At 72.9% G+C, this 26388-nt stretch carries 21 protein-coding genes; 9 read left to right on the top strand and 12 right to left on the bottom strand.

What is annotated here, in order from left to right:
- Positions 1–92: 92 nt before the first annotated feature.
- Positions 93–341: a WhiB family transcriptional regulator gene (locus ACEN8D_RS18125; protein WP_022904217.1), complete on the top strand. Its 249-nt coding sequence runs from the start codon at positions 93–95 to the stop codon at positions 339–341.
- A gap of 489 nt (positions 342–830) precedes the next feature.
- On the opposite strand, the gene ACEN8D_RS18120 is transcribed toward ACEN8D_RS18125, so the two are convergent.
- Positions 831–2339, bottom strand: a complete 1509-nt coding sequence (locus ACEN8D_RS18120) for a sensor histidine kinase (protein ID WP_070418508.1) — start codon at positions 2337–2339, stop codon at positions 831–833.
- Positions 2340–2456: 117 nt separating this feature from the next.
- Here ACEN8D_RS18120 and ACEN8D_RS18115 point away from each other — a divergent pair, with 117 nt between their 5' ends.
- Positions 2457–2870 (top strand): Rv3235 family protein, encoded by a 414-nt coding sequence (locus tag ACEN8D_RS18115; protein ID WP_083403212.1) that lies wholly within the window; start codon positions 2457–2459, stop codon positions 2868–2870.
- Positions 2871–2947: 77 nt separating this feature from the next.
- On the opposite strand, the gene secA is transcribed toward ACEN8D_RS18115, so the two are convergent.
- The 6 genes from secA to mtrA form a co-directional block, all read right to left on the bottom strand.
- A complete protein-coding gene (gene secA / locus ACEN8D_RS18110; RefSeq protein WP_071294918.1) occupies positions 2948–5728 on the bottom strand; it encodes a preprotein translocase subunit SecA in 2781 nt (926 codons plus the stop codon).
- Between the two features lie 158 nt (positions 5729–5886).
- Entirely contained in the window at positions 5887–6594 is a 708-nt protein-coding gene (hpf, locus tag ACEN8D_RS18105) for a ribosome hibernation-promoting factor, HPF/YfiA family (protein WP_092386538.1), read from the bottom strand.
- 184 nt (positions 6595–6778) lie between these two features.
- On the bottom strand, positions 6779–7531 hold the full coding sequence (locus ACEN8D_RS18100) for a ComF family protein (protein ID WP_495601098.1): 753 nt from the start codon (positions 7529–7531) through the stop codon (positions 6779–6781).
- Positions 7532–7626: 95 nt separating this feature from the next.
- Entirely contained in the window at positions 7627–9309 is a 1683-nt protein-coding gene (locus tag ACEN8D_RS18095; RefSeq protein ID WP_071294916.1) for an LpqB family beta-propeller domain-containing protein, read from the bottom strand.
- Positions 9309–10991, bottom strand: coding sequence for an MtrAB system histidine kinase MtrB (mtrB, locus tag ACEN8D_RS18090; RefSeq protein ID WP_309779902.1), 1683 nt, complete (start codon positions 10989–10991; stop codon positions 9309–9311). The genes ACEN8D_RS18095 and mtrB overlap by 1 nt, the downstream gene beginning before the upstream one ends.
- Positions 10992–10996: 5 nt before the next feature.
- Positions 10997–11671, bottom strand: a complete 675-nt coding sequence (gene mtrA, locus ACEN8D_RS18085) for an MtrAB system response regulator MtrA (protein ID WP_070418502.1) — start codon at positions 11669–11671, stop codon at positions 10997–10999.
- 148 nt (positions 11672–11819) lie between these two features.
- On the opposite strand from mtrA, the gene ACEN8D_RS18080 reads away from it, so the two are divergent.
- From ACEN8D_RS18080 to ACEN8D_RS18060, 5 genes are read left to right on the top strand one after another with little or no spacing between them, the layout of a single operon-like run.
- Positions 11820–13301: a glycerophosphoryl diester phosphodiesterase membrane domain-containing protein gene (locus ACEN8D_RS18080; protein WP_495601097.1), complete on the top strand. Its 1482-nt coding sequence runs from the start codon at positions 11820–11822 to the stop codon at positions 13299–13301.
- Complete coding sequence (locus ACEN8D_RS18075; protein WP_495601096.1) at positions 13298–13936, top strand: DUF4129 domain-containing protein; 639 nt, start codon at positions 13298–13300, stop codon at positions 13934–13936. The genes ACEN8D_RS18080 and ACEN8D_RS18075 overlap by 4 nt, the downstream gene beginning before the upstream one ends.
- Positions 13933–15177, top strand: coding sequence for a DUF4350 domain-containing protein (locus tag ACEN8D_RS18070; RefSeq protein WP_495601095.1), 1245 nt, complete (start codon positions 13933–13935; stop codon positions 15175–15177). The genes ACEN8D_RS18075 and ACEN8D_RS18070 overlap by 4 nt, the downstream gene beginning before the upstream one ends.
- Positions 15174–16169, top strand: a complete 996-nt coding sequence (locus ACEN8D_RS18065) for an AAA family ATPase (RefSeq protein WP_413461932.1) — start codon at positions 15174–15176, stop codon at positions 16167–16169. Before ACEN8D_RS18070 ends, ACEN8D_RS18065 begins: the two co-directional genes overlap by 4 nt.
- On the top strand, positions 16169–17521 hold the full coding sequence (locus tag ACEN8D_RS18060; protein WP_309779907.1) for a DUF58 domain-containing protein: 1353 nt from the start codon (positions 16169–16171) through the stop codon (positions 17519–17521). Before ACEN8D_RS18065 ends, ACEN8D_RS18060 begins: the two co-directional genes overlap by 1 nt.
- Before the next feature lie 7 nt (positions 17522–17528).
- On the opposite strand, the gene ACEN8D_RS18055 is transcribed toward ACEN8D_RS18060, so the two are convergent.
- On the bottom strand, positions 17529–18524 hold the full coding sequence (locus ACEN8D_RS18055) for a stage II sporulation protein M (protein ID WP_413399994.1): 996 nt from the start codon (positions 18522–18524) through the stop codon (positions 17529–17531).
- Positions 18525–18604: 80 nt separating this feature from the next.
- Here ACEN8D_RS18055 and ACEN8D_RS18050 point away from each other — a divergent pair, with 80 nt between their 5' ends.
- Positions 18605–19474 (top strand): RDD family protein, encoded by an 870-nt coding sequence (locus tag ACEN8D_RS18050; protein ID WP_495601094.1) that lies wholly within the window; start codon positions 18605–18607, stop codon positions 19472–19474.
- A 354-nt stretch (positions 19475–19828) separates the two neighbouring features.
- On the opposite strand, the gene ahcY is transcribed toward ACEN8D_RS18050, so the two are convergent.
- Both ahcY and ACEN8D_RS18040 read right to left on the bottom strand, forming a co-directional pair.
- Positions 19829–21307, bottom strand: a complete 1479-nt coding sequence (ahcY, locus tag ACEN8D_RS18045) for an adenosylhomocysteinase (RefSeq protein ID WP_413399403.1) — start codon at positions 21305–21307, stop codon at positions 19829–19831.
- Positions 21308–21410: 103 nt separating this feature from the next.
- Positions 21411–21626, bottom strand: coding sequence for a DUF3499 family protein (locus ACEN8D_RS18040; protein WP_070418494.1), 216 nt, complete (start codon positions 21624–21626; stop codon positions 21411–21413).
- 139 nt (positions 21627–21765) lie between these two features.
- Here ACEN8D_RS18040 and ACEN8D_RS18035 point away from each other — a divergent pair, with 139 nt between their 5' ends.
- Entirely contained in the window at positions 21766–22125 is a 360-nt protein-coding gene (locus ACEN8D_RS18035) for a metallopeptidase family protein (RefSeq protein WP_254789530.1), read from the top strand.
- A gap of 16 nt (positions 22126–22141) precedes the next feature.
- Here the strand turns inward: ACEN8D_RS18035 and ACEN8D_RS18030 are convergent, their stop codons facing one another.
- Together ACEN8D_RS18030 and ACEN8D_RS18025 are read right to left on the bottom strand one after the other, a co-directional pair.
- Positions 22142–23545: a DUF5719 family protein gene (locus tag ACEN8D_RS18030; protein WP_070418492.1), complete on the bottom strand. Its 1404-nt coding sequence runs from the start codon at positions 23543–23545 to the stop codon at positions 22142–22144.
- The gene (locus tag ACEN8D_RS18025) at positions 23542–26379 is read right to left on the bottom strand and encodes a glycosyltransferase (protein ID WP_413461501.1); all 2838 of its coding nucleotides are present in this window, start codon (positions 26377–26379) and stop codon (positions 23542–23544) included. Before ACEN8D_RS18025 ends, ACEN8D_RS18030 begins: the two co-directional genes overlap by 4 nt.
- Between the last annotated feature and the right edge of the window lie 9 nt (positions 26380–26388).

Below are 26388 nucleotides of genomic sequence, written 5' to 3'. Positions count from 1 at the left end.
GTCCCCTCGTGCCTCGCGCATGCTCAGCGTTCCGATCCCCGAACCACGGCCCCGGCCTGCCGTTCGAGCATCGATTTCAAGGAGCACCACACATGGACTGGCGTGACCAGGCAGCCTGCCTCACCGCGGACCCCGAGCTCTTCTTCCCCGTCGGGAACACCGGACCGGCCGTCGATCAGATCGAGAAGGCCAAGTCGGTCTGCGCTCGCTGCACGGTCACCGAGATGTGCCTGCAGTACGCCCTCGAGAACAACCAGGACTCCGGTGTCTGGGGTGGCCTGAGCGAGGACGAGCGCCGCGCGCTGAAGCGTCGCGCCGCCCGCGCTCGCCGCGCTTCCTGACCCGGCGCCTGCTGCGCGCCTGACGCCCGCCGTCCCTCCGGGGCCGGCGGGCGTCGTCGTGCGCGGGGCGCGGCTGCAGGCGGTTGCGCATGCCTGCGCACAACGGAAAGCACGCGACGCCGCACCATCGCGCGGTTCGGACGCACTTCCGTTGTGCGGCCGCCCGCTGCGCCGCGCGGCGAACCACGGAACCGACGTCGAACCAGGGCCGGACGGCGGTTCGACGTCGGGAACGTGGTTCGACGCGGGCCTGGCGGGCGCACGCCGCGCCTCCAGGCCGCTGCACGTGCCTCCGCACCACGGAAAGCACGCGACGCCGCGGCACCGCGCGGTTCGGACGTGCTTTCGTTGTGCGGCCGCGCGACGAACCACGGGACCGACGTCGAACTAGGGCCGGACGGCGGTTCGACGACGGGAACGTGGTTCGACGCGGCCCTGGCGGGCGCGCCCCACGCATCCAGGCAGCGCGCGGCGCGGGCGCGGAGCGCGCTACGCGGCGCCCGGCGTCGCCGTCAGCCAGCGGAACGGGATCGTGATGGTGACCTCGGTGCCGCTGCCGGTCAGGGTGTGCCAGTCGATGGTGCCGCCGAGCTCGCCCTGGATCAGCGTGCGGACGATCTGCGTCCCGAGGCCCGACCCGACCTTGCCCTCGGGCAGGCCCCGCCCGTTGTCGCGGACCTGGATGTCGAGGTGGTCGTCGAAGCGCTCCGCCACGATCTCGACCTCGCCGTCGCGGCCGTCCAGCCCGTGCTCGACGGCGTTCGTGACGAGCTCGGTGAGCCCGAGCGCGAGCGGGGTCGCCGCTTCGGAAGGCAGCACCCCGAACTCCCCGGTCTTCTTCGGGCGGACGGTCGTGTTGTGCGACGCCGCGACCTCGGTCACGAGCTTCAGCACGGAGTCGAAGACCTCGTCGAAGTCGACGTTCTGGCTGAGGCCGGTCGACAGGGTGTCGTGCACGACGGCGATCGCGGCCACGCGGCGCATCGCGTTCTGCAGCGACGTCCGGGCCTCGTCCGAGTGGGTGCGGCGCGCCTGGATGCGCAGGAGCGAGGCCACGGTCTGCAGGTTGTTCTTCACGCGGTGGTGGATCTCGCGGATCGTCGCGTCCTTGGTGATGAGCTCGCGCTCCTGGTGCCGCAGCTCGGTGACGTCGCGGCAGAGGACGATCGCACCGATCCGCTCGCCGTGGTCGCGCAGCGGGATCGACCGCAGCGAGACCGTGACGCCCTTCGACTCGACGTCGGCACGCCACGGGGCACGGCCGGTGACGACCAGGGGCAGCGACTCGTCGACGTCGAGCTGCGCACCGATGAGCTCGGTCGTGACCTCGGCGAGGGACTTCCGCTCGAGCTCGCCCTCGAAGCCCATCCGGTTGAAGGCGCTGAGGCCGTTCGGGCTGGCGAACGTGACGATCCCGTTCGTGTCGAGGCGGAGCAGGCCGTCGCTGGCGCGCGGTGCACCGCGTCGGGGTCCGGCCGGCGCACCGATGTCAGGGAAGTCACCCGTGGCGATCATGCCGAACAGGTCGTTCGCGCTCGCGGTGAAGTTGAGCTCCTGGCGGCTCGGGGTGCGCATCTCGTCCTGGTTCGAGTGCCGCGTCACGACCGCGATCGGGCGCTCGGTCGTCTCAGCGCTGTTCGCGCTCAGCCGCCGGAGCACCGGGATCGCCCGGACGCGCGTCGGGGTGTCCTCGTACCAGTCCGGCTCGGCGGAGTCGACGACCTTCGCGCCGACGAAGCTCTCGGTGACCTGTTCGCGCCACTCCTCGCGGATCTCCTGCCCGACGATGTCGCGGTAGAAGAGCGTCGCCGCGGAACTCGGGCGAGCGTGCGCCACCGCCACGAACGAGCCGTCCTCGGCGGTCGGGACCCAGAGGACCATGTCCGCGAAGGACAGGTCGGCGAGCAGCTGCCAGTCCCCGACGAGCAGGTGGAGCCACTCCACGTCGGCTTCGGAGGAACGGCCTTGCGCGAGGACGAGGTCACTGAGGGTCGACACCCGCCCAGTCTAGGTGCGCACCACTGTGGACAACTCCGCTCTCTCCACAGGCTGGAGGGCAGTCATATTTCTCATGTTGTACTCGCTCTACGCTCAGCCCCGACGAAAGGGGCAGGGGTGGCCGAGGAAGCACGCCGGATCGATGACGCAGAGCCGATGGGGGACGTCCCGCGACTCAGCGCGGTACCGCCACCGACCGACGTCGAGGACACCGCTCGCGCGCTCGGCCTCTGCGTCGCCGAGATCCTGACGGGGTCACGCGAGGTCGACAGCATCGCCCGGTGGATCACCGACGAGGTGCACCGGCACCTGCAACAGCGGGCGGCGGTGGCGGCGCGGGCCCGGCAGCTCGGCAGCCGGTCGCGCGGACGAGCGCTGCTCCGGGTCGGCAGCGTGATCGTGTGCCGCCCCGCCGACGGGGTCGCCGAGGCGACGGTCGTCGTGCACACGCGCAGTCACGCCCGTGCGGTCGCGATGCGCCTGGAGGAACGGCAGGGTCGCTGGCGCGCGACGGCGGTCGGGGTCCTGTGACGCCCGAGACGTGACGGGGAACGGACGGGAGGCGCGGTGCCAGCCGGCACCGCGCCTCCTGTCCGGACGTGGTCGCGTCAGCCCTTCTTGGCGGCCTGACGACGCTCGGCGCGGTTGCCCGCGGCAGCCTGGCCGGACGCGGTCGCGGCATTGCCGAACGCGGAGCCCTGCTCCGGCCCGGCGGCCGCCTCGGCCTCGGCCTGCGCCTTCTGCGCCCGCGCGGTCGCGGCCTGCTCGAGGCGACCGCGCTCGTCGCGGACCTCGACCTCGCCGTCGATCGACGGAGCGGAGTACTCGAGACCGGAGACCTCGTCCTCGCCGAGGCCCTTGGCCTCGATCACGGCGTTCTCGCCGTCGGACTGGACCTGCACCTCGAGGTTGAAGAGGTAGCCGACCGACTCTTCGCGGATCTGGCCCATCATGCTCTGGAAGAGCGCGTAGCCCTCGCGCTGGTACTCGACCAGCGGGTCGCGCTGTGCCATCGCACGGAGGCCGATGCCGTCCTTGAGGTAGTCCATCTCGTAGAGGTGGTCGCGCCAGCGGCGGTCGATCACGGAGAGGACGACACGGCGCTCGAGCTCACGCATGGCTTCGTCACCGAGGAGTTCCTCGCGCTGCTGGTAGGCGAGCTTGGCGTCGGAGAGGATCTCGCGGCCGAGGAACTCGCGCGAGGCCTTGCCCTTCGAGCCGGCCTCGGTGATGACCTCGTCGATGGAGATCGAGATCGGGTACAGGGTCCCGAGCTCGGTCCACATGGCGTCGAGGTCCCAGTCGTCCGCGTTGCCCTCGGCGGTGTGGGAGTCGATCACGTCGTCGACGACGCTCTTGAGGAACGACTGCGCACGGTCGTGGATGTCGTCGCCCTCGAGGATGTGGCGGCGGTCGCTGTAGATCGCTTCGCGCTGGCGGTTGAGGACGTCGTCGTACTTCAGGACGTTCTTGCGGATCTCGGCGTTGCGGCCCTCGACCTGCGCCTGGGCCGACCGGATCGCACGGCCGACGAGCTTGTTCTCGATCGCGAGGTCGTCCGGGACGTTCGAGCGGCCCATCAGGCTCTCTGCGGCACCGGAGTTGAACAAGCGCATGAGGTCGTCGGTGAGCGACAGGTAGAACCGGCTCTCGCCGGGGTCGCCCTGACGGCCGGATCGACCGCGCAGCTGGTTGTCGATGCGACGGGACTCGTGGCGCTCGGTGCCGAGGACGTAGAGGCCGCCGACCTCGCGCACCTTGTCGGCCTCGTCCTTGATCTCGGCCTTGACGCGGTCGAACACGTCGTCCCACGCGGCCTCGTACTCTTCCGGCGTCTCCGTCGGGGACAGCCCCTTGGCGTGCATCTCCTGCACGGCGAGGAACTCCGAGTTGCCGCCGAGCATGATGTCGGTACCGCGACCGGCCATGTTCGTCGCGACCGTCACGGCGCCGAGTCGACCGGCCTGGGCGACGATCGCGGCCTCACGCGCGTGGTTCTTCGCGTTGAGGACCTCGTGCTTGACGCCCTTCTTCGCGAGGAGCTTCGACAGGTACTCGGACTTCTCGACGCTCGTGGTGCCGACGAGGACCGGCTGGCCCTTCTCGTGGCGCTCGGCGATGTCCTCGGCGACCTGCTCGAACTTCGCCTTCTCGTTCTTGTAGACGAGGTCGGTCTGGTCGATGCGCTGCATCGGCTTGTTCGTCGGGATGGGGACCACGCCGAGCTTGTACGTCGACATGAACTCGGCCGCTTCGGTCTCGGCCGTACCGGTCATGCCGGACAGCTTCTGGTAGAGGCGGAAGTAGTTCTGCAGCGTGACCGTGGCGAGGGTCTGGTTCTCGGCCTTGACCTCGACCTTCTCCTTCGCCTCGATCGCCTGGTGGATGCCCTCGTTGTAGCGGCGGCCCATCAGGATGCGGCCGGTGTGCTCGTCGACGATGAGCACCTCGCCGTTCATCACGACGTAGTCCTTGTCACGCTTGAAGAGGGCGACGGCCTTGATCGAGTTGTTCAGGAACGAGATGAGCGGGGTGTTCGCCGACTCGTACAGGTTGTCGATGCCGAGGTAGTCCTCGACCTTCTCGATGCCGGGCTCGAGCACGCCGACGGTGCGCTTCTTCTCGTCGACCTCGTAGTCCTCGCCCGGGGTGAGGCGGGTCGCGATCGACGCGAACTCGGTGAACCAGCGGTTCGCCTCGCCCGAGGAGGGACCGGAGATGATGAGCGGCGTGCGGGCCTCGTCGATGAGGATCGAGTCGACCTCGTCCACGATCGCGAAGAAGTGGCCGCGCTGCACCATGTCGGATGCCTGCCACGCCATGTTGTCGCGGAGGTAGTCGAAGCCGAACTCGTTGTTCGTGCCGTAGGTGATGTCGGCGGCGTACTGCTCGCGACGCTCGGCCGGGGACTGGTTCGCGATGATGCAGCCGGTCGTCATGCCGAGCGCACGGAACACGCGGCCCATGAGCTCGGACTGGTACGACGCGAGGAAGTCGTTGACGGTGATGACGTGCACGCCGCGCGACGGGATGGCGTTGAGGTACGCGGCCGTCGTGGCGACGAGGGTCTTGCCTTCACCGGTCTTCATCTCGGCGATGTTGCCGAGGTGCAGCGCGGCACCGCCCATGAGCTGCACGTCGAAGTGCCGCATGCCGAGGGTGCGCTTCGCTGCTTCCCGCACGGCGGCGAACGCCTCGGGCAGCAGGTCGTCGAGGGTCTCGCCGTTCGCGTAGCGCTCGCGGAGCTCCTTGGTCTCGTCCTGGAGTTCCTCGTCGGTGAGGCTCGCGAAGTCGTCCTCGAGGTCGTTGATGGCCGAGGCGTACGCCTTCAGCCGTCGGAGGGTGCGTCCTTCGCCGATGCGGAGGACCTTCTCCAGCACGTTTGCCACGTGAGCTCCTTACGAGATCGTCACGCGCGACCTGCGCGATGCGAACAGCCAGTCATGCTAGCAACCCGTCGACTCCGGCCGCTGTGAACAGCGCGGGTGTGCGCGGCCCGCGAACGGTCCGCGCACACCCGGGTTCGGTCTGCCGTACTGAGCGATCGTCAGGCGATCGCGACCGCCGGCTCGGACTCCGACGCCGCTGCCGGAGCGTGCTCGGCGGACGGGTCGTCGATGCCGATCACGCCGTAGTCCCAGCCCTTGCGGCGGTAGACCACGCTCGGCCGGTGCGTCTCCGCGTCGACGAACAGGTAGAAGTCGTGCCCGACGAGCTCCATGAAGTACAGGGCGTCGTCGACCGTCATGGGACCGGCTTCGAAGACCTTGTGCCGGATCACGACGGGGCTGTAGACCTCGTTCTCGTCGTCCTCGGCGTTCGCGTCGACCACCGGGACGGCACCCGTCGCGACGTCCTCGATGAGCTTGCCGTCGGCAGGGACGACACCCATGCGCTCGAACGCGGTGCCGGACGCCTCGGACACGGAGGTCGGACGGTGGCGGCCGCGGTGCACCTTGCGGCGGTCGCGTGCTCGGCGGAGTCGTTCCATGATCCGGGCGAAGGCCAGATCGAAGGCGGCGTACTTGTCCGACGCGGCGGACTCCGCCCGCACGAGGGGGCCGGGGCCGATCAATGTCAGCTCGACGCGGTCCTCGCCCTGGGAACCGCCCGATTTCTCGTTGTGGCGGCTGATGCGCACCTCGAAGGCGAGGGCGCGGTCGGCGAGCACGTCGATCTTCTCGGACTTCTGTTCGACGTAGGTGCGGAATCGGTCGGTGACCCCGATGTTCCGGCCCGTGATCGTCACGTCCATGTGGCGGCTCCCATCCAGACTCAGCGCGTCGCCTCCATCCGGCGATCCTGAACGCCTTGCCGCGAGGCTAGACCCGGTGGCGCTCCGGCGTCACGCGATGTCGGTGAGTCGCCAGGACACCCACCGGACACACAGTGGCCACCGAGCGTTCACCGATGCGCGAAGGGCTCCGGGCGGGCGCTCCTCAGTCGTCGACGCTCGCGACGGCGACGCACCGCACGACCCGACCACCGGCGGCACGCACGGCGCGGACGGCCTCGGCCATCGTGACGCCGGTGGTCACGACGTCGTCCACCACGACGACGGCTCGACCGGTGACGCCGGTGACGCCGGTGACCGAGAGGGTGCCGACCGTCGCGGCCACCCGTTCCACCGCGCTGCGTTCCTTCTGCCCGCCGTGCACTGCGCCCTGCCCGCCGTGCACTGCGCCGACGCCGACGCCGGCACCGGCACCTGCACCGACGCCGGCGCCGGCGCGGCGCCGCGCCAGCCCTCCTGTCCGCAACCTCGACATCGCCCGCGACCGCCGCACTCCCCCGCGCGCCGCCAGCAGCACGACGGGGTCGAACCCCCGCCGCCGAGCACCCTGCCGCGAGGGCGGCACCCGCAGCAGCACGGCCCCGGGACCGGCGTCGGCGAGCGCCGCCCGCACGAGCCCACCGAACCGGGCGCCGAGGGGCCGAGCGAGGTCCACGCGCCCGCGCAGCTTGAGCTCGAGGAGCATCGTCCGCACGAGTCCCGTGTACTCGAACGCCGCGTCCAGCCGGACCCCGGCGACGAGACGCACCCGGCGGGGCATCGCATCGAGCGCGTGTCGGCACGCGGCGCAGAGTGCCCGGTCGGGCCGGCCGCACCCGACGCAGTCCACCGGCAGGAAGAGCCCGAGCACCGCGACGGCCGCGTCGAGCCACGGCCGCAGGCTGTCCCGTGTCGTCATGCCGACGATCCTGACCGCCACCCACCACCGGGCGCACGCCGATCCGTGGGGCTGGGGACGCGCCTCCTGGACCGCCGCTCTGTGGAGGAGCGACCTCAGCGCTGAACGCCGAGCACGTCCGCGCTGATCCCGGTCGTGACCCAGCCACCGCCGGTCGACTGCAGGACCGACCCGTCGGACATCCGCAGGAGCATCGAACCGCCGCTCCCGCCGACGATCTCGGTCGCCCGCCCGTCGGGCTTCGGCAGGGTGCTCGACTGCCCACCGATCGTGGAGCGGACGACGTCCGGGCCGGAGGACGTCTGCCCGACCGAGGCGACGTCGGAGTCGCTGATCCACGCGGCGCCGACGGCGTTGCCCGTGGCGGCCTGCACGCGCACCGGGGAGCCGAGTGCGGTCGGTGTGCGGTCGGCGCCGCGGACGATGGCCATCACGTACAGGCTCGGTCCGTCGTTCGTCTGGATGAGCGCGAGCGCCCTGGTCGAGTCGCGCGAGACCTGGAACGACACGAGGTCGCCGGCCGGGAGGGTCGTGTTCACCGCGTGCGGATCGCCGCCGAGGCCGTAGGCCGTGACCCGGCGGGTGTTCTTCTCGGACGCGACCCAGACGAAGCCGAGGTCGTCGATCGACGGCGGGACCAGGCCGTCGGTCGCGTCGATGCGCAGGTGCGAGCGTCCGCGCACGACCGTCACGCCGTCGCCGTTCCCGACCACCGCAGCGGTCCCGGACGCGGACAACGCGAACGAGGACGGCCCGAGGTCGCCGATCTCCGCGCCCATGCCGTTGCCGAGCGGTGCGATCTTCCCGCCGCCGAGGGCCGAGTAGCCCACGGTGCCGTCCTGGTCGACGAGCGGGCGGGCATCGACGTCGGGGTTCTGCTGCGCGTCGGACCCGCTGCCGTCGGGGACGGCGAAGGTCGTGCCCTCGGCCGTGATGTCGACGGAGGACACCGTGGCGACCGAGGCGAGCGACTTGCTCAGCTGCTCGCGCATCCGGATCCGGTCCTGACTGCTGGCGCGCAGGGCGTCGCTGGACAGGTCGACGAGGGCGGTCCCGCTCTGGATCGTGACCGCGTTCAGGGAGAGCTGCGTGCCCTCGGGGAAGGCGGTGACCACGGCCCCCTTGAGCCAGCTCGCGGGTCCGGCGAGCAGCGCGCTCGCGATGCGGGTGCTCGTCGACGACCTGGCGAGGAACCAGCGCTCGTCGGGCACGAGGAACTTGTACGTCGGGTCGTAGAAGTAGAGCGCGTGCTGCTGGAACACCGACTCGAAGTTCACCGGCGACAGGATGATGCCGTCGGGGGCGTAGGCGATGCGCCACTCGCCGTCCTCGCGGGTGAACTGGAACGTCAGCGTGGACGAGGTCGGTCGGACCGCCTGCGTGTACTCGCCGTCGGCGTCCACCGAGGCGCTGGCGGTGAGGGTGTAGGTCAGCTCGCGTTCGCCGACCCGCTCGATCGCCGGGTTGCCGGGCTGGATCGTCACCGAGCGCCGGGGGTTCCACTTCGTCGAGAAGTTCGAGGCGAGGAACTCCCGGGCCACGGCGTAGTCGTCCGCCGCACCGGTGCCGGCCGCGATGAAGCCGCGGAGGATCGTCGTCTGGTCGGCGCCGGGCACGGGCTTGCCGGGCCGGTAGTCGACGCCGGACACCGACTGGTCCTTGATCACGCCGCCGGAGCGCACCGCGCCGTCGGTGGGGATCGCGGCGCAGGCGGACACGGCGACGATCGTCACCGCGGCGAGCGCCGTGGCGACCAGGGTGCGGAAGCGGGTGCGCATCAGTCGTCCTCCCTGACGGCGCGGGGGCCGTCGTACGACTCGTCGAGGTCCGGCAGCGGGATCGCCGAGGTCGTCACGGTGACGCGGTCGTTGCGCGGCAGCGTGAGCACGAAGGTGGAGCCCTCGCCGGGGCGGGACCACACGTCGATGCGGCCGCCGTGCAGGTTCGCGTCGCCGAGCGAGATCGCGAGTCCGAGGCCGGTCCCGCCGATCGTCCGCTTGCGGCTCGGGTCGGCGCGCCAGAACCGGTCGAACACGCGGGCGGCGTCCTCCGGCGGCATGCCGACGCCCTGGTCGCGCACGGCGATCGCGACCGAGCGGGCGTCGCTGTCGACGACGACCTGCACGGGCTTCGCGTCGCCGTGCTCGATCGCGTTGCCGACGAGGTTGCGGAGCACGCGGCGGATGCGCTTCGCGTCGAGCTGCACGGTGGTGTGCCCGCCGGGTGTGGCGAGCTGCAGGTCGATGCCGGCGCGTTCGGCGAGCGGCCGGAACTCGTCGACGATGTCGGTCGCCAGGGCCGCGGGGATGACGGGCTCGGGATCGAGGTGCACCGCCTGCGCGTCGAACCGCGAGATCTCGAGGAGGTCGGCGAGCAGGAGCTCGAACCGCTCCACCTGGGCGTGCAGGAGCTCGGCGGACCGACCGACCGACGGCTCGAAGGCGTGACGGGAGTCGAACAGCATGTCGCCGGCGAGCCGGATGGTCGTGAGCGGGGTCCGGAGCTCGTGGGAGACGTCGGAGACGAACCGCTGCTGCACGCGGGAGAGCTCGGCGAGCTGGGTGATCTGCCGGCTCACCGCGTCGGCCATGCCGTTGAAGCTGCGGGCGAGGGTGGCGATGTCGTCGTTGCCCCGCACGGGGATGCGTTCGTCGAGCCGGCCGGCGGCGATCTTCCGGCTCGTCTCGGCCGCGCCCCGGATCGGCACGACCACGAGACGGACGACGAGCGAGGTCACGAGGGCGATGAGCACCATGAGCGCGACACCGCCGATCGAGAGCGTCTGCGAGACGAAGTCGAGGGTCTGCTGGGCGTCCGACAGGTCGTAGACGAGGTACAGCTCGTACTGACCGGCACTCGGGATCTGCAGGGTCGACCCGACGGCGAGGCCGGGCTGGTGGCGGCCGTCGTCGTCGAGGCGCACGGGCTGCAGGCTGAGCGTGCCGGTGTTCTTACCGACCTGCTTGCGGAGGGCGTCGGTGATCACGGCGTCCGGGAAGCCCTGGCTCGCGACGTTCTGCACCGTCTGCGGCCCGGGCTGGTCGGGACTCCGCTCGATGGCGATGCTCGTGCCGCCGGGGCTCGTGGTGTTCGACAGGATCGCCTGCTGCGCCTCGCTCTGCAGGGTCTCGAGCTCGCTCTGGTTGTTGTCCTCGCCCGCGGTGGCCGCGTCGAAGATGCCCTGCGCGACGATCGTCGCGCGCGCCGACTCGGACTCGATCTGGTCGCGGCGCTGCGAGTAGACGTTGTTCGAGATGCTGATCATGACGGCCGTGCCGATGATCGCGACCGCGAGGCCGGTGGTCATCACCGTGATCGCGACCGACCGGAACATCAGGGAACGACGCCACAGGTACGCCGCGGCGCGCCAGCCGCGCCGGACCCACCGTCGAAGGCGACGGCCGGCGCGGGCGAGCCTGCCCTGCACGGCGACGCCGCCGGTCGACGCTGCGGACGGCACGGTGCTCAGGCTCCTCCGGCCCGGTACCCGACGCCGCGCACCGTGGTGACGATCTTCGGGTTGTCGGGGTCGTGCTCGATCTTCGCGCGGAGGCGCTGCACGTGGACGTTCACCAGGCGGGTGTCCGCCTTGTAGTGGTAGCCCCAGACCTGTTCGAGCAGCATCTCGCGGGTGAACACCTGGTTCGGCTTCTCGGACAGCGCCCGCAGGAGGTCGAACTCGAGCGGGGTCAGCGCGATGACGGCGTCGCCGCGACGGACCTCGTGCCCGGCGACGTCGACGGTGAGGTCGCCGACGTGCAGCACCGTCGCATCGGCGGCCGTCGGGCGGAGCCGGGTGCGGATGCGGGCGACGAGCTCCTTCGGGTTGAAGGGCTTCACGACGTAGTCGTCGGCGCCGTTCTCGAGCCCGGCGACGACGTCGGACGTGTCGCCCTTGGCGGTGAGCATGATGATCGGCGTGCCGCTCTCGGCGCGGATGCGCTTGCAGACCTCGATGCCGTCGATGCCCGGGAGCATCACGTCGAGCAGCACCAGGTCGGGCTTCGTCCCGTGGAACGCGTCGATGGCGTCGTTGCCGTCGGCGCTGAACTCGGGTTCGTAGCCCTCGGAGCGGAGGACGATGCCGATCATCTCGGCGAGGGCCTGGTCGTCGTCGACGACGAGGATGCGCGGTGTCATGTGATGGGGACTCCGTGTGACGTGCAGCGGTACCCGGTCGGCACCTGACCACTCACGATAGCCGAGGCCCCGTGCGACGGCGTTTTCCGACAGGATGGGTGTCGACCGCGCCTTCCGCGTGCTCGGTCGGGACCACGAGGGGGCGGCGATGTCCGATTGGCAGGTACCGGGGGCGCCCGGCGGTCCGCAGGACGGTCGGGGGAACGGCCCAGGAGGCGCGGCTCAGCCCCCGGGGCAGCAGCCGTCCGCCCCGTGGCCGGGCCAGTCCGGTGGTCCGTCCGCCGGTGGACCGTACGGCAGCGGGCCGTCCGCCGGTGGGCCGGGTCGGCCACCGGGGCCGCCGCCGGCCGGGTCGCGGCCGGTCATCCCGCTGCGACCGCTCGGGCTCGGTGACGTCCTGAGCGGCGCCTTCACCGTGTTCCGCCGCAACGCGCGGGTGCTCCTGCTCTGGAGTGTGCTCCTCAGCGGGGTCCTCGGGCTGCTCTCCACCATCGCGAGTGCGTTCGGCCAGCGTGCGATCCAGTCCCGCATGCTCTCGGCGGTCGACGGCGACGTGGACGGCCAGACGTCGATCCTCGCCGGCTCGGTGACGCTCTGGCTGGTGCTGTCGATCGGGCTCCCGTTCCTGGCCTACCTCGGGCGCGGCTTCCTCGTCGCCCCGGTCGCCGCGGACACCGGACAACGCATCCTCGGACGGCGCGCCACCTTCCGCGGGCTCTGGGCGCTCCTCGCCGGACGACGCTGGTCGGTGGTCGCCTGGATCCTCCTGCAGCTCGCAGCCGGTGCCGTCATCGGGATCGTCTTCGTGCTCGTGCTGGTCGGCGCCGCCGCCGGGCTCTCCGGCAACGGGTCGGGCATCGGCGGCTTCCTGCTCACCTTCTTCGTGCTCGGCCTCGGTTTCACCGTCGTGCTCGTCTGGCTCGGGACGAAGTTCGCGTTCACCGTCCCGACCATCGCGCTCGAGGGACGCCCCGTGTTCCAGGCCGCGGCGCAGTCGTGGCGGCTCACCCGCGGAGCCTTCTGGCGCACCTTCGGCATCATCCTGCTCGTGCAGGTCATGTTCGCCTTCGCGGTGTCGATCGCCTCGGTCCCGCTCACGATCGGTGCGACGCTCGTCGGCGGCACGTTCGACCCGCTCGGGCAGACCGATGCGGGGTCGGGAGCCGGGGTCGGCGGGCTCGTGGCGATCGTCGTGGGGAGCCTGCTCGGGATCGCGGTGCAGTGCATCACCGACGTGCTCTCCGCGTCCGTCGTGACCTTCCTGGCGATCGACCGCCGCATCCGGACCGAGGCGCTCGACCAGCGGATCGCGTCGCACCTCGAGACCGGACAGCCGGGAGACCCGTTCGCACCGTCGCCGCGGGTGGACCGGCCGGCGTGGCCGAGGCAGGGGCAGGGGCAGGGGCAGGGGCAGGGGTGGCCGGGTGCCGGTCCGGGGCCGCAGCAGCCGTGGCCGGGGCCGACCTGGCCCGGTGGCGGTCCGGGTCCGCAGCAGCCGTGGCCTGGCCAGCCGTGGCCGGGGCAGCCGTGGTCGGGCCAGCCGGGAGCGGGCGGCCAGCAGCCGGGCGGCCCGACGCCGCCGCAGTGGGGCGGCGAACCCGGACGGTACCCGCCGGACGGCCGCGCATGACGATCGACCCCGACGACGCACGACGGCTCCTCGAACGCGAGCTCGAGCGGTCGGAGTACGACGGTGCCCACGTGACCTGGTGGGACCGTGCCTCGCGCGCGGTCCTCGACTGGCTCGGCTCGCTCCGAGCGGACGGCCTCGGCTCCCCCGCGGTCGCGCACACCCTGCTCTGGACGGCCGTCGTCGTGCTCGTCGCGGTGGTCGTCCTCGTGGTCGTCGCCCGCGGACTCCCCCGGCGTCGCGCTCGGCTCGCGGACGGGCAGGTCGGCGGGGTGTTCGACGACGACGACCTGCGTCCCGCCGGTGCCATCGCCGAGGACGCCCGAGCGGCCCTGCGCGCGGGTGACTGGTCCCGCGCCGTGCTCGACGGGTACCGTGCCCTCGCCCGTGGGCTCGGGGAGCGCGACCTCGTCCCCGACGTCCCCGGTGCCACCGCGCGTGCCATCGCCGGCCGGGCGGCCGCGGTCTTCCCGGCCGAGGCCGCGCGGCTCGAGCGCGCCGCGGCCACCTTCGACGAGGTGCGGTACCTCGGCGCCGACGCGACCGAGCGAAGCGCCCGCGACGTCCTGGACACCGAGCACGCCGTCCGGACGGCGCGGCCCGCGCAGACGACGACCCCGGCGGTCCCCGCGTGACCGCGACCGCCACCCCGTCCGCACCGTCGGGCGAGGCCTCGACCTCGACCGCGCCGCGCCGCGCGGGCCGTGGGCTCCGCGTCGGCTTCTGGGTCGCCATCGTCCTGGTCGGCACGGTGCTCGCCGTGCTCACGGCCGTCGTCGGGCGGACCGGCCCGGGGCAGACACCGCTCGACCCGACCTCCGCGACGGCGAGCGGCGCGAAGGCACTCGTGCGGGTCCTCGAGCAGCAGGGCACCGACGTCCGGATCGTCGACCGTGCCGACCGGATCGGGGACGGCACCGTGTTCGTCGACGACGAGCAGGGCGTCCTCGACCGAGGCGTCGCGCGGCGGATCGCTCGGCAGGCGGACCACGTCGTCCTCGTGTCGACGGCCCCCGCGACGCTGGAGGCGTTCGGGCTCGACGTCGAGCCGGTCACGCAGGTCGGCGGGGACGACACCGTGTCCACCACCTCGTGCGCGATCCCGGCCGCTGCCGGTGCCGAGCGGGTCACCCTCGGCGGCACCGGGTACGCCGTGCCGGACGGCGGCCCGGCCCCCAGCGGCACCGACCTCTGCGCGCCGTCCGGCTCGGGCGGCGACCGGGCCTACGGCCTCGTCCGGACGGCGACCCCGGCCGGTGACGTCACCCTCGTCGGGACCACGGCGGCGTTCCGGAACGACACGATCACCACCGCCGGCAACGCCGCCCTCGCCCTCGGCCTGCTCGGCGACGACGCGACGCTCACCTGGTACAAGCCGACCCCCGGCACGGCGGACGCGGCACCGACCCTCGGGTCGCTCGCACCGCCGTGGGTGCCGAGCGCACTCGTGCTGCTCGGACTCGTCGCCGTCGCCGCCGCGGTCTGGCGCGGCCGCCGGCTCGGCCCGCTCGTGGTCGAGCGGATGCCCGTCGTCGTCCGTGCCGCCGAGACCACCGAGGGCCGTGCCCGGCTCGCCGCACGCACCGGCGACCGGACCCACGCGCTCGACACGCTCCGGATCGCGGCCCTCCGCCGCACGGCACGCCGGCTCGGGCTCCCCCGGTCGGCCCACGTCGACGAGGTCGTCCGGGCCGCGGCACGCGCCACCGGGATCCCCGACCGGCGCGTCGGGGCGGTCCTCGTGGGCGGCCCGGCCACCGACGACCGGGCCCTCACCGCCGGGGCAGCGGCGCTCGACGACCTCGAGCGTGCCGTCCTCGCCGCGACCACCGGCGCCCAGCAGACCGACCGAGACCACCGAGGAGCACGACCGTGACCGATCCGTCCACCACCCAGACCCCGCAGGCGACCCCCGCTGGTGATCCGTTGCGCGACGTGTTCGGACGGCTGCGCGCCGAGGTCGGCAAGGCCGTCGTCGGGCAGGAGGGCGCCGTCTCCGGCATGATCGTCGGCATCCTCGCGCAGGGGCACGTCCTGCTCGAAGGCGTCCCCGGCGTCGCGAAGACCCTGCTGGTCCGGAGCCTCGCCGCCGCGATGTCGCTCGACACGAAGCGGATCCAGTTCACGCCGGACCTGATGCCCGGCGACGTCACCGGCTCGCTCGTGTACGACGCCTCGACGGGCACATTCCCGTTCCGCGAGGGACCGGTGTTCACGCACGTGCTCCTCGCCGACGAGGTGAACCGGACGCCGCCGAAGACGCAGTCCGCACTCCTCGAGGCCATGGAGGAACGCCAGGTCAGCGTCGACGGCGACGCCCGGGTGCTGCCCGCCCCCTTCTTCGTCGCGGCGACGATGAACCCGATCGAGTTCGAGGGCACGTACACGCTCCCGGAGGCCCAGCTCGACCGCTTCCTCATGAAGCTCACGCTCGACGTCCCGCCGCGGGACGTCGAGTGGCAGGTGCTCCGTCGGCACGCGGACGGCTTCGTGCCGCGGGACGTCCGGTCTGCCGGGATCGCGCCGGTCCTCGGCGTCGACGAGGTCCTCGCCGCACAGCGCGCGGTCCGCGGGGTCGGGGCGCGGGACGACGTCCTCGCGTACATCGTCGACCTCGCCCGCGCCACCCGGCAGGCGCCGTCCGTCCGGGTCGGGGTCAGCCCCCGCGGTGCGACCGCCCTGCTCGCCGCCGCGAAGGCCTGGGCCTGGCTCACCGGCTACGACGCGATCACGCCGGACCACGTCCAGGCCATGCTCCTGCCGGTGTGGCGGCACCGGCTGCGGGTGGCCGCCGACGCCGAGCTCGAGGGCGTCGGTGCCGACGGGGTGCTGCAGCAGGTGCTCGAGCAGGTCCGGGTGCCGATCTAGTGGCGATCTCCGGCCGGTTCGTCGCGCTCCTCGCCGTCGCGATCGTGCCCACCGTGCTGCTCGGCACGGGATGGGCGGGTGCGGCCTGGGCGGGCGTGGTCGTGCTGGCCGCCCTGCTCGACGTGCTGCTCGCCGCCGACCTCACCGCCGTGCGGGTCGAGCGGCGGATGCCCCGGCTCGCCCGCCGGGACACCACCGCCGACGGCACGCTCGTGCTCGCCAACGACGGCCGCCGGATGCTCCGCGGTGTGGTGCGCGACATGTGGGAGCCGTCCGCGGGGCAGGCCCCGCGCCGCATCGACCTGCAGGTGCCCGCCGGGGAGCGACGGACCGCGCGCATGCGGTTCGCCCCGTTCCGTCGCGGCCGCCGGGCCTCCGCGGGCGTCGCCGTGCGTGCGTTCGGGCCGCTCGGGCTCGCCGCACGCCAACGCGTCCTCGTGGCGCCCGCCGAGCTGGTCGTCACGCCGCCGTTCCGGTCGCGTCGGCACTTGCCCTCGCGGCTCGCGCGGCTGCGGGAACTCGACGGCGAGACCACCCTCCAACTGCGGGGCCACGGCACCGAGTTCGACTCGCTGCGGGACTACGTGCGCGGCGACGACGTGCGGTCGATCGACTGGCGTGCGACCGCCCGCCGCCAGGACCTCGTGGTGCGCACCTGGCGTCCGGAACGGGACCGTCGGGTGATCGTCGTCGTCGACGCCGGGCGTGCCGGTGCCGGACGGGTCGACGACGAACCGCGGCTCGACACGTTCATCGAGTCCGCGCTGCTCCTCGGCGCACTCGCGGCGGCCGCGGGCGACCGGGTGGACCTCGCCGTGCTGGACGACGCCGTCCGGGGTCGCGTGCACGGTGCCACGCGCACCGACGTCGTGCAGCGGTTCGGGGAGACGCTCGCGCTCGCGGAACCCGGGATCGCGGCCACCGACTGGTCGGCGGTGCCCGGGCTCGTCGACTCGATCACCACCTCCAGGGCCCTCGTGGTGCTCGTGTCGAGCCTCGACTCGGTCGGCGCGTCGGGTGACCTGCTCGCCGTGCTCCCCCGCCTGACGCGGCAGCACGCGGTCGTCGTCACCAGCGTGACGGACCCGGCCGTCGAGCGGATGGCGAGCGGGGCGGTGGACCCGGCGGTCTCGGGACCGGGGCGGCGGGGCGGACGTGCGCCGTCCCTCCAGGGCCGTGCCGAGCGCGACGTGTACCGACGCGCTGCCGCCGAACGCACGCTCCTCGATGCCGACGGCGTGGCCGACGTGGCGCGCCGCGCCGGGGCCGAGGTCGTCCGGGCCGCACCCGAGCAGGTGCCGCCGCTCGTCGCGGACGCGTACATCCGCGCGAAGGCGACCGGACGGCTCTAGTCGTCCGTCAGTCGGCGACGAGCGCGGACGTGCCGCGCTCGAACTCCTCGAGGTCGCCGCGCTGCCCCGCGCGGTACGCCCGACCGCCGAGGATCCACTGGTACCAGAGCACGGCCGCGAGGGCGACGGTGCCGATCCCGATCTTGACGGGCCACGGCCAGTCCTGCCGGGTCACCGTGCCCTCGACGAGACCGGACAGCAGGAGCGTCAGGGCGAGGCCGACCGCGATCGTGATGAGTGCTCGGCCGTCCTCGGCGAGGGCCTGTCCGCGGGTGCGTGCCCCGGGGGCGACCCACGACCAGAAGATCATCAGGCCGGCGGCGGCCGCGAGGAAGATCGAGTACAGCTCGAGCTGACCGTGCGGCGCGATGTAGAGGAAGAAGTCGCCGAGGCGGCCCTGGTCGTGCAGGATGGCCGCCGAGACACCGAGGCTGATCGCGTTCTGGCCGATCGAGAACGGCACGAAGAGGCCGGTGATCCCGAACGCGACCATGGTGGCGGCGATGTACGCGTTGTTCGTCCACACCTGTGCCGTGAAGGCACCGAGACCGTGGTCGGAGTAGTAGGCCTGGAAGTCCCGGGTCGCGTACTGCCGGAGGGCCTCGGCGGTGCCGAACGTGTCGACGGCGCCCGGGGTGGTCGTGATCCAGACCGCCGTGATCGCGGCGATCGCCGCCGTGGCGGCCGCCACCCAGATCGTGACCCAGCGGATCCGGTACAGGGCGGCGGGGAGCTGCAGGACGAAGAAGGACGTCAGCGCCGCGAGCGGGTCGACCGGGGTGCCGGTGAACCGGAGTCGGGCACGGAACAGCGTCAGCGAGAGCCGGTCGCCGACGGCGGTGCGCGGGGCGGCGCCGCGGATGCGGGCGAGGTCGGTCGCTGCCGCCTGGTAGCCGGAGACGAGGCGGTCGACGTCGGCACCGGAGGCGTGGCGGGTGCGGGCGAGCCGGTCGAGTTCCTGCCACCGGCCGCGGTGCACCTCGGTGTAGGCGTCCAGGTCCACAGCGTCTCCCCCGCTCGTTCCGGTGTTCGCGCGTCCGTGCCGTCCGGGCGGCGGGCGTGCGTCTCCGACAGAATGATCCCATGCCGAAGACCAGCGTGCCGCGTGACCTCGCCGACGGTCGGTTCGTCGTCGCGCTCGACGACACCCACGACGAGCTCGTCGTCGGCGAGGCCGTCGCACTCGACGTGCAGCCCGCCGGCATCGCGTTGCGGCTCGCGGCGGCGCTCCTCGACGGTGTCTGCCTGCTCGCGCTCTACGTCATGCTCATGATCGGCCTGTCGCGGGTCTGGCCGAGCGACCTCGACGAGGCCTGGGCTGCGGCGCTCAGCATCGGCGTGCTCGTCATCGTGCTCGTGCTCGTGCCGGCGGCGCTCGAGACCGTCACCCGGGGCAAGAGCGTCGGCCGGTACGCCACCGGCACCCGGGTCGTCCGGCTCGACGGCGGGGCGATCGGGTTCCGGCACGCGTTCACCCGTGCCCTCGTCGGGCTGTTCGAGCTGTGGATGACGTTCGGTTCCGTGGCGCTGCTCGTGGCGCTGTTCGGATCCCGCCCGCGGCGGCTCGGGGACCTGCTCGCCGGGACGTTCGTGCAGCACGAGCGGGCGGCGAAGCAGCGGTCCCCCGAGGTCCTCATGCCCGCGGAGCTCGTGGCCTGGGCCGGGGTCGCGGACGTGTCCGCGCTGCCGCAGCGGCTCGAGAACCGGCTCGGGGCGTTCTTCCGCGGTGCTGCCGACCTCCGTCCCGAGCTCCGGGAGGCGGCGGCACGGTCGCTCGCGGCAGCGGTCGCCGAGTACGCGCACCCGGTGCCGGCGGTCCACCCCGAGGTGTTCCTCGCCGGGGTGGTCGTGCTGCGGCGGGAGCGGGACCTGCGCGCGTTGCGGGGTCGGGCGGCGGTGCTCGACCGGGCGTCGGCGGTGGCGACGGCGCGGCCGCCGGGGTTCCCGCGCTGACGGGCGCCGCCGCGAGCGCGCGGCGCTGGCGTCCGGCTTTCGAACCACGTTTCCGACGTCGAACCGGCGCGGCTACCTGGTTCGTTTTCGGAAACGTGGTTCGTCGCCCGGCCCGCGCTGCGGGCGCCCGCGCCCGGCCGCGGGCCGCGAGCCGCGAGCCGCGCTCGGTCGCGCCGGGTGCCGGCGGCCGGCCGCCGGCGGCCGGCGCACAACCAAAGCACGCGGAGCCGCGCGGATGCGTGGTTCCGGGCGACTTTGGTTGTGCGGTGCGGCAGCGCGGCGGCAGCGCGCGGCGGCAGCGCGCGGCGGCGGCAGCGCGCGGCGGCGGCACGCGGCGGCGCGCCCGCGCCCGCGTCAGTACCGGTAGTGCTCGGGCTTGTAGGGGCCCTCGACCGGCACACCGATGTACGCCGCCTGCTCCGGCCGGAGCTCGGTCAGCGCGACCCCGAGCGCGTCGAGGTGCAGCCGCGCCACCTTCTCGTCGAGGTGCTTCGGCAGCACGTACACCCCCGTCGGGTACTCGGCGCGGCGGGTGTGCAGCTCGATCTGGGCGAGCACCTGGTTCGTGAAGGAGTTGCTCATCACGAAGGACGGGTGCCCCGTGGCGTTGCCGAGGTTCATGAGCCGCCCCTCGGAGAGCACGAGGATCGACCGGCCCGTCGGCAGACGCCACTCGTGCACCTGCGGCTTGATCTCGACCTTCTCGACGCCCGGCAGGGACTCGAGGCCCGCCATGTCGATCTCGTTGTCGAAGTGCCCCACGTTCGCGACGATCGCGAGGTGCTTCAGTGCCAGCATCTCGTCGACACCGACGACGCCCAGGTTGCCCGTGCACGTGACGACCATGTCGACCTGGTCGGCGACGTCCGCGAGGCGCGCCACCTGGTACCCGTCCATCGCGGCCTGGAGCGCGCAGATCGGGTCGACCTCGGACACGATCACGCGGGCGCCCTGCCCGCGGAGCGCCTCGGCCGCACCCTTGCCGACGTCGCCGTAGCCCACGACGAACGCGACCTTACCGCCGATCAGCACGTCGGTCGCCCGGTTGAGCCCGTCGGGCAGCGAGTGCCGGATGCCGTACTTGTTGTCGAACTTCGACTTCGTGACGGAGTCGTTGACGTTGATCGCCGGGAACTTCAGCTCGCCGGTGCGCGACAGCTCGTAGAGGCGGTGCACGCCGGTGGTGGTCTCCTCGGTCACGCCCTCGATGTCGGCCGCGATGCGGGTCCAGCGGTCCGACGACTCCTGCAGTGAGGCGGCGACGGTGTCGAGGACGATCTTCCACTCGGTGGTCGCGTCGGCCCCGGCATCGGGCACACGGCCGGCGGCTTCGGCATCGGCGCCGGTGTGCACGAGCATCGTGGCGTCGCCGCCGTCGTCGAGGATGAGGTTCGGGCCGATCCAGTCGGCGCCGGCGGCTGCGGCCTCGGCCGACCAGTCGAAGATCCGGCTGGTGCACCACCAGTACTCCTCGAGCGTCTCGCCCTTCCACGCGAACACGGGGACGCCGGCCGGCGAATCAGGCGTGCCGGTCGGGCCGACGGCGATGGCCGCGGCGGCTTCGTCCTGCGTGGAGAAGATGTTGCAGCTCGCCCACCGGACCTGCGCCCCGAGCGCGACGAGCGTCTCGATGAGGACGGCCGTCTGCACCGTCATGTGCAGCGAACCCGCGATGCGCGCGCCGGCGAGCGGCTGCGACGCGCCGAACTCCTCGCGCAGGGACATGAGCCCCGGCATCTCGTTCTCGGCGAGGCGGATCTGGTGGCGCCCCGCCTCGGCGAGGGCGAGGTCGGCGACGCGGAACGGTGCTGCGGTACGGGCTTCGGTGGGCATGCCGCCCAGTCTTCCACGCCGGGAGGCGCGGGTCGTCAGCCGATGTCGGTACCGTGAGCCGCGCCTCCGGGGATCCCCCTGTGGAGGACCGGACCCGACCGCGTCAGTCCGCGTCGCGACGGAGCGGCTCGCGCCGCACCACCTGCCACCCGCGCGGGACGCGCAGCTGCGCCGCGTGGCGGGCGCAGAGGTCGTAGCCGTGGGGCTCGACGCGGGTGGAGAGGGGGCCGACGACGACCATGGAGTCCCCGTAGTCGTACGTCAGGGTCGCCGAGGCGCTCGCGCCACAGGCGACCTTGCTGCAGATCCTCACGTCCATACCGCCACCGACCCTATCGGAGCAGGGCGGCACCGCCCGCGCCGCGTACGATGTGGGGATGCGTCGCAGGACTCGTCTCGTCACACCCGTCGACCGGGGCCGCGGTCGGTCCCGGCACGGACGCGGCGGACGGTCCAGCGTGACCGGTCCAGACCTCGCGCCGATCATCACCCGCGCCGAGACGTTCGACCGCATCGTCGGCGACACCGCGCACTACCTGCTCGGGCTCTGGCCGGCCGAGCTCGAGGGCGTCGTGTTCCAGGTCGCGGACATGCCGACGGACTCGACCCTGCCGGACCACATGCCCCGCTGGCGGGTGGACCGCGAGCAGCGCCGCGTGACCGTGTTCCGCGTCCCGGTGGAGCGGGTCACCCGCAGTCCCGAGAAGGACGACACCGACAAGCGCATCATCATCGAGACCGCGGTGTTCCGTGCGGTGGGCGAGCTGATCGACAAGGACCCGTGGGACCTGGCGCCGGACCGCTACCGCCACTGGTGACGCAGCGCGCCACGGCTCAGGGGTAGACCCGGACCGGCGTCGAGACCTCGGTCGCCGCCCGCACCGGGAACCCGGCGATGCCGTCGTCGCCCATGTAGGTCACCCCGGCGACGAGCCCTTCGGTCCCCTGCAGCTCGAGCTGCTTCGCGACCGGGACGACCACGGTGCGCACACCACCGGCGACGACCTGCACGTCCTGCGTCTCGTCGCCGGAGCGGATCGTGACGTCGGCGTCGGAGCGCGTCGGGTTGACGAGCGTGAGGCGCTGGTTCTCACCGGGCGCCACCGCCGTGATGGTGGACTCGCCGAGCGGGTCGGCGGAGGCGAACCACCCGACGTCCGTGCGTCCGTCGTAGGTGGGCGTGGTCGTGCGGGCGCCGGCGACGAGCGGCTCGGTCGACGTGACGGTGAAGGCGTAGCGACCGTCCGGGAAGTCGTCGAGCGTGACGTCGGTGACGACACCGGGCTCGGCGGTGGCGTTCACGGTGGACCCGCCCCCGTCGGCGGTGGTGATGCCGAGGGTCACGCGGGCCGCCTTCGTGCCGGGCACGAACAGCCGGACGATGGGCGCGGCGTCGGCCGTGTCGTCGCCGCGCTGGGCCTCTTGGGCGCCGTCGAGGACCACGCCCGGGATGATCTGCGACGTCGAGGGCGCCGCACCGCCGGAGATGATGTCGAACCCACCGGGGGTGAGGGTGCGGACGATGGACTCCTGCATGTGGGCGACGATCTGGCCGCCGGAGGACTCGACGTGCACGACGGTCGAGCCCTGGTCGGAGACGAACCCGGACAGCGGGACGACCTTCTGGGTGTTCGGCGCGACGACGATGCCGGTCGTGCCAGGGGCGCTGACCGTGCCCGAACCGTCGTAGATCGACAGGTCGACGGTCGCGTTCACGTCGGTCGGGTTCGACAGCGTGACGAGGCTCGTGCGGCCGGTCTCGGTGGACCCGCCGACCAGCCAGGTGGACTGGCTCGGGTCGTCGCACGACGCGGCACCGACGCCGACGACGTCCCCGCTCGCGACGCTCTGGTAGCTGCTGCCGGCGACCTGCGGGGTGGTGTCCCCCGCCGGAGCGGTCAGGAGGCGCGGCTTGCTCCCGCCGGTCGCGGAGTCGTCGAGGCCGGAGCGCTCGACGCTCGACCCGGTGGTCGCGGTGGCGACGGTGGCCGAGCCGACGGTGCTCGCCTTCGTCGCGTCGTTGCCGGCGTCGTCGGAGAGCCGGAGCGCGTTGCCGGCGCAGACGCGCTCGGCGTCGGCCGGGACGGGTGTCACCGTCTTGCCCGCGGGACGACCCGGGTCGGTGTCGGTCCCGAGGGCGTGCGCCGCGGTGACGGCTCCGGCGGCGACCACGACGGCGATCGCGGTCGCCGTGCCGCGGACGACCCAGCGGCGAACGGAGGCGGGTGTACGGCTCATTCGTCGCGCTCCTCGTCGAAGGTGGTGGCGGGTTCCTCGGCCTCGATGACGTTCGAGGTGGCACGGCGTCGACGGGGCGCGGTGGGCACCGCCAGCAGTGCCGCGGCGCCGAACACGACCCCGAGGACAACCAGGTAGAGCACGTGCGTCGCCTGTGCCCCGGCCGACCCGGTGGACGGGCGGTCGACGTCGCCCTCGTAGTGGAACAGCTGCCCGCTCGTCGTCTCGCCGATGCTCGTGAACAGCGCGTTCTGACCGATCGCCCCGGCTGCACGGTCGTGGACCGCCTGCGCGGAGGAACCGTCGAGGGCGTCGTCGAGCAGGACGAAGCTCACGCCGAGCTGCCGCAGTGCGGGCTCGGGGTCGTACCCGCTCCGGCTCGCCAGGTTGCCGGCGAGGGTCGCGAGCTGCGCACCGGAACGGCTGAGCGTGAGCGCCGTCGAGTCGAGGGTGGTCTGGTCGTCGAGCGTCGAACCCTGCCCGCGTTCGAGCGACACCGCGAGCGAGCCGTCGTCCTGTGGGTCGACGACGAGCGTGCCGACGTCGGGGTTGGCCTGCGCCTCGGCGTTCACGTAGGCGCTGAGCACCCGGCCGGAGGTCGGCTGGATCACCGCGTTGCCGAGGTAGAACGCCCCGAACGCCGGTGCCACGGTGACGGCGGCGACCACGGTCGTCACGAGTCCCGCGACCGGGGCGATCCGCGGCAGCACGTCGATCCCGATGCAGGCGGCGGCGACGATGCCGAACCAGTACACGCTCAGCCCGCTGCCCGGCCAGATGATCGTGGTCGTGGACCCGACCCCGGTGACGGTGACGTGGGTGGCGGCGAACGCGGTGGCGAAGCCGGCCAGCGCGATGAGGAGCGTGGCTCCCGCGACGGCCCAGCGGTGGCCGAGCATCGCGCCGATGGCGGCGACGGCAACCGGGAGCGCGAGCACCGCCATGAGGACCGGCAGGATCCAGGCGGCGAGCGCGAGCCCGGACGTGGTGGGCAGCCAGCCGCTCCAGTCCGGCACCGGCTGGCCGATGGCGAGCTGGAAGGCCGAGGGTGCACGGGTGGCCGAGGGCACGCCCGGGTCCGCGAAGACGGCGAGCACGTTGCCGCGGGCGACCTGCGCGAGCACGAGCGGCAGGAAGAGCACGGCTGCCGGCACCGGGATGAACACCCGACGGTGCGCACGGCGCCACCCGACGGCGAGCGACACGAGCCAGCCGAGCAGCAGCACCGGCAGCAGCGACGGCGCCGAGGCCGCGATGACGGCGAAGAGCAGGGACGCGCCCGAGGCCCAGGCCCACGAGCGGTGCGCCTCGAGCACGGCGAGGAACAGCCAGGGCAGGAGGACGTGCGCGATCACGGCGCCGAGGTGCCCGCTCGTGACGGCACCGACGAGCGTCGGGGCGATCGTGTACAGCGCCGCGCCGATCACCGGGACCCAGGTGCGGGTGGTCAGCTTCCGCACCGCGAACCAGGCGCCGAGCGCGGCGAGCGGGAACGCGACGAGCATCACGAGCACGACCGAGGTCGACGGCGACCAGAACGTGATCGAGCCGAGCACGGCGACGACCGCGGCGAACGGGTCGCTCGGCCCGGTGAACCCGGTGCCGATCGAGTGCCAGCCGTAGCCGACGTTCTGCCACAGCCGGGCGACGTCGGTGCTCAGCGGCAGGAGCCCGCCACCGGTCAGCGCCGGCGAGCCGAGCAGCGGGTACAGGGTCACGACGCTCAGGACCGCCGCGGCGAGGACGACCCAGATGCCGCCGTCGCCGAGGAACGACGCCCGGGCGATCGGTGCGTCCTCGACCCGGGCGAGCTCGACGTCGCGCGACGTGGTTCGCCGTTCGTGCACCCGGCGCCAGCTGACGCGGAGTGGCTCGACCGCCGCCCACCCGAGCTTCTTGCCGCGTGCGAGGACCCGGCGCGAGCGTCCGGTCCCGCCGCCGAAGGCGACCGAGAACGCCGCGGCGAGCTCCGCCCCGACCGCGGCCGGGTGCTTGGCGACGAGGTGCCCGATCGCGCGGCCGATCGCGAACGGCACGAGCGTGAGCCAGTGGATCCAGAGGACCCCGGCGGACGCGTAGGTCATCCGGCGGTGCAGCTGCGCCTGCCGGTGCATCCGGACGCGCCGCCCCTCGGAGACCCGCTTGCGCCCGAACTCCTCGATGGGCCCGGCGCTCGTCACGCGGGCCTCAGGGACGACGGCGACACGGTGTCCGGCGAGGCGCACGCGCACGCAGAAGTCGAGTGCGGCGTCCACGTTCGGCAGGGCGGGGTCGAAGCCGCCGAGTTCGTTCCACACCGAGCGTCGGACGAGCATCCCGCCGGCGGCGACCGCCATCACGTCGGTGTTCCGGTCGTGCTGGCCCTGGTCGAGCTCGTCCTGCACGAGGACGATCGACCGGCCGAAGCGGGTCATGCTCTCGCCGAACGCCCGGAGCCGCGACGGGTCGTCGACGTCGACGAGCTTCGGCCCCGCGACGACCACGCTCGGCGCGATCTCGACCGCGGACAGGAGGTCGGCGAGGGCGGTGGGCGCCGGCGCGTTGTCGTGGCCGAGCAGCCAGAGCCACTCGTCGACGGGTTCGTCCGCGACCGCGGGCGGGGCCTCGCGTTCGCCGCGGGCGACCGCCTCGCCGAAGGGCCGGCCGGCCGGCAGGCGCAGGAGTTCGGCGGAGCCGCCGAACGAGAGGTCGGTGGTCGAACCGTCGGTCGACCCGAGGTCGACGACGACGAGGTTCTCGGGGTGACGGGTCTGGGCGGCGAGCGCGTCCAGGGTCCGGTCGAGGTGGTCCGCCCCGTTGGCGGCGACGAGGATCGCGGTGACTCTGGGCTGCATGACGGGCGT

It is taken from the genome of Curtobacterium sp. Curtsp22 (assembly GCF_059492135.1).
The sequence above is the reverse complement of the archived record's forward strand: the minus strand, read 5'-3'. Positions and strand labels throughout refer to the sequence as shown.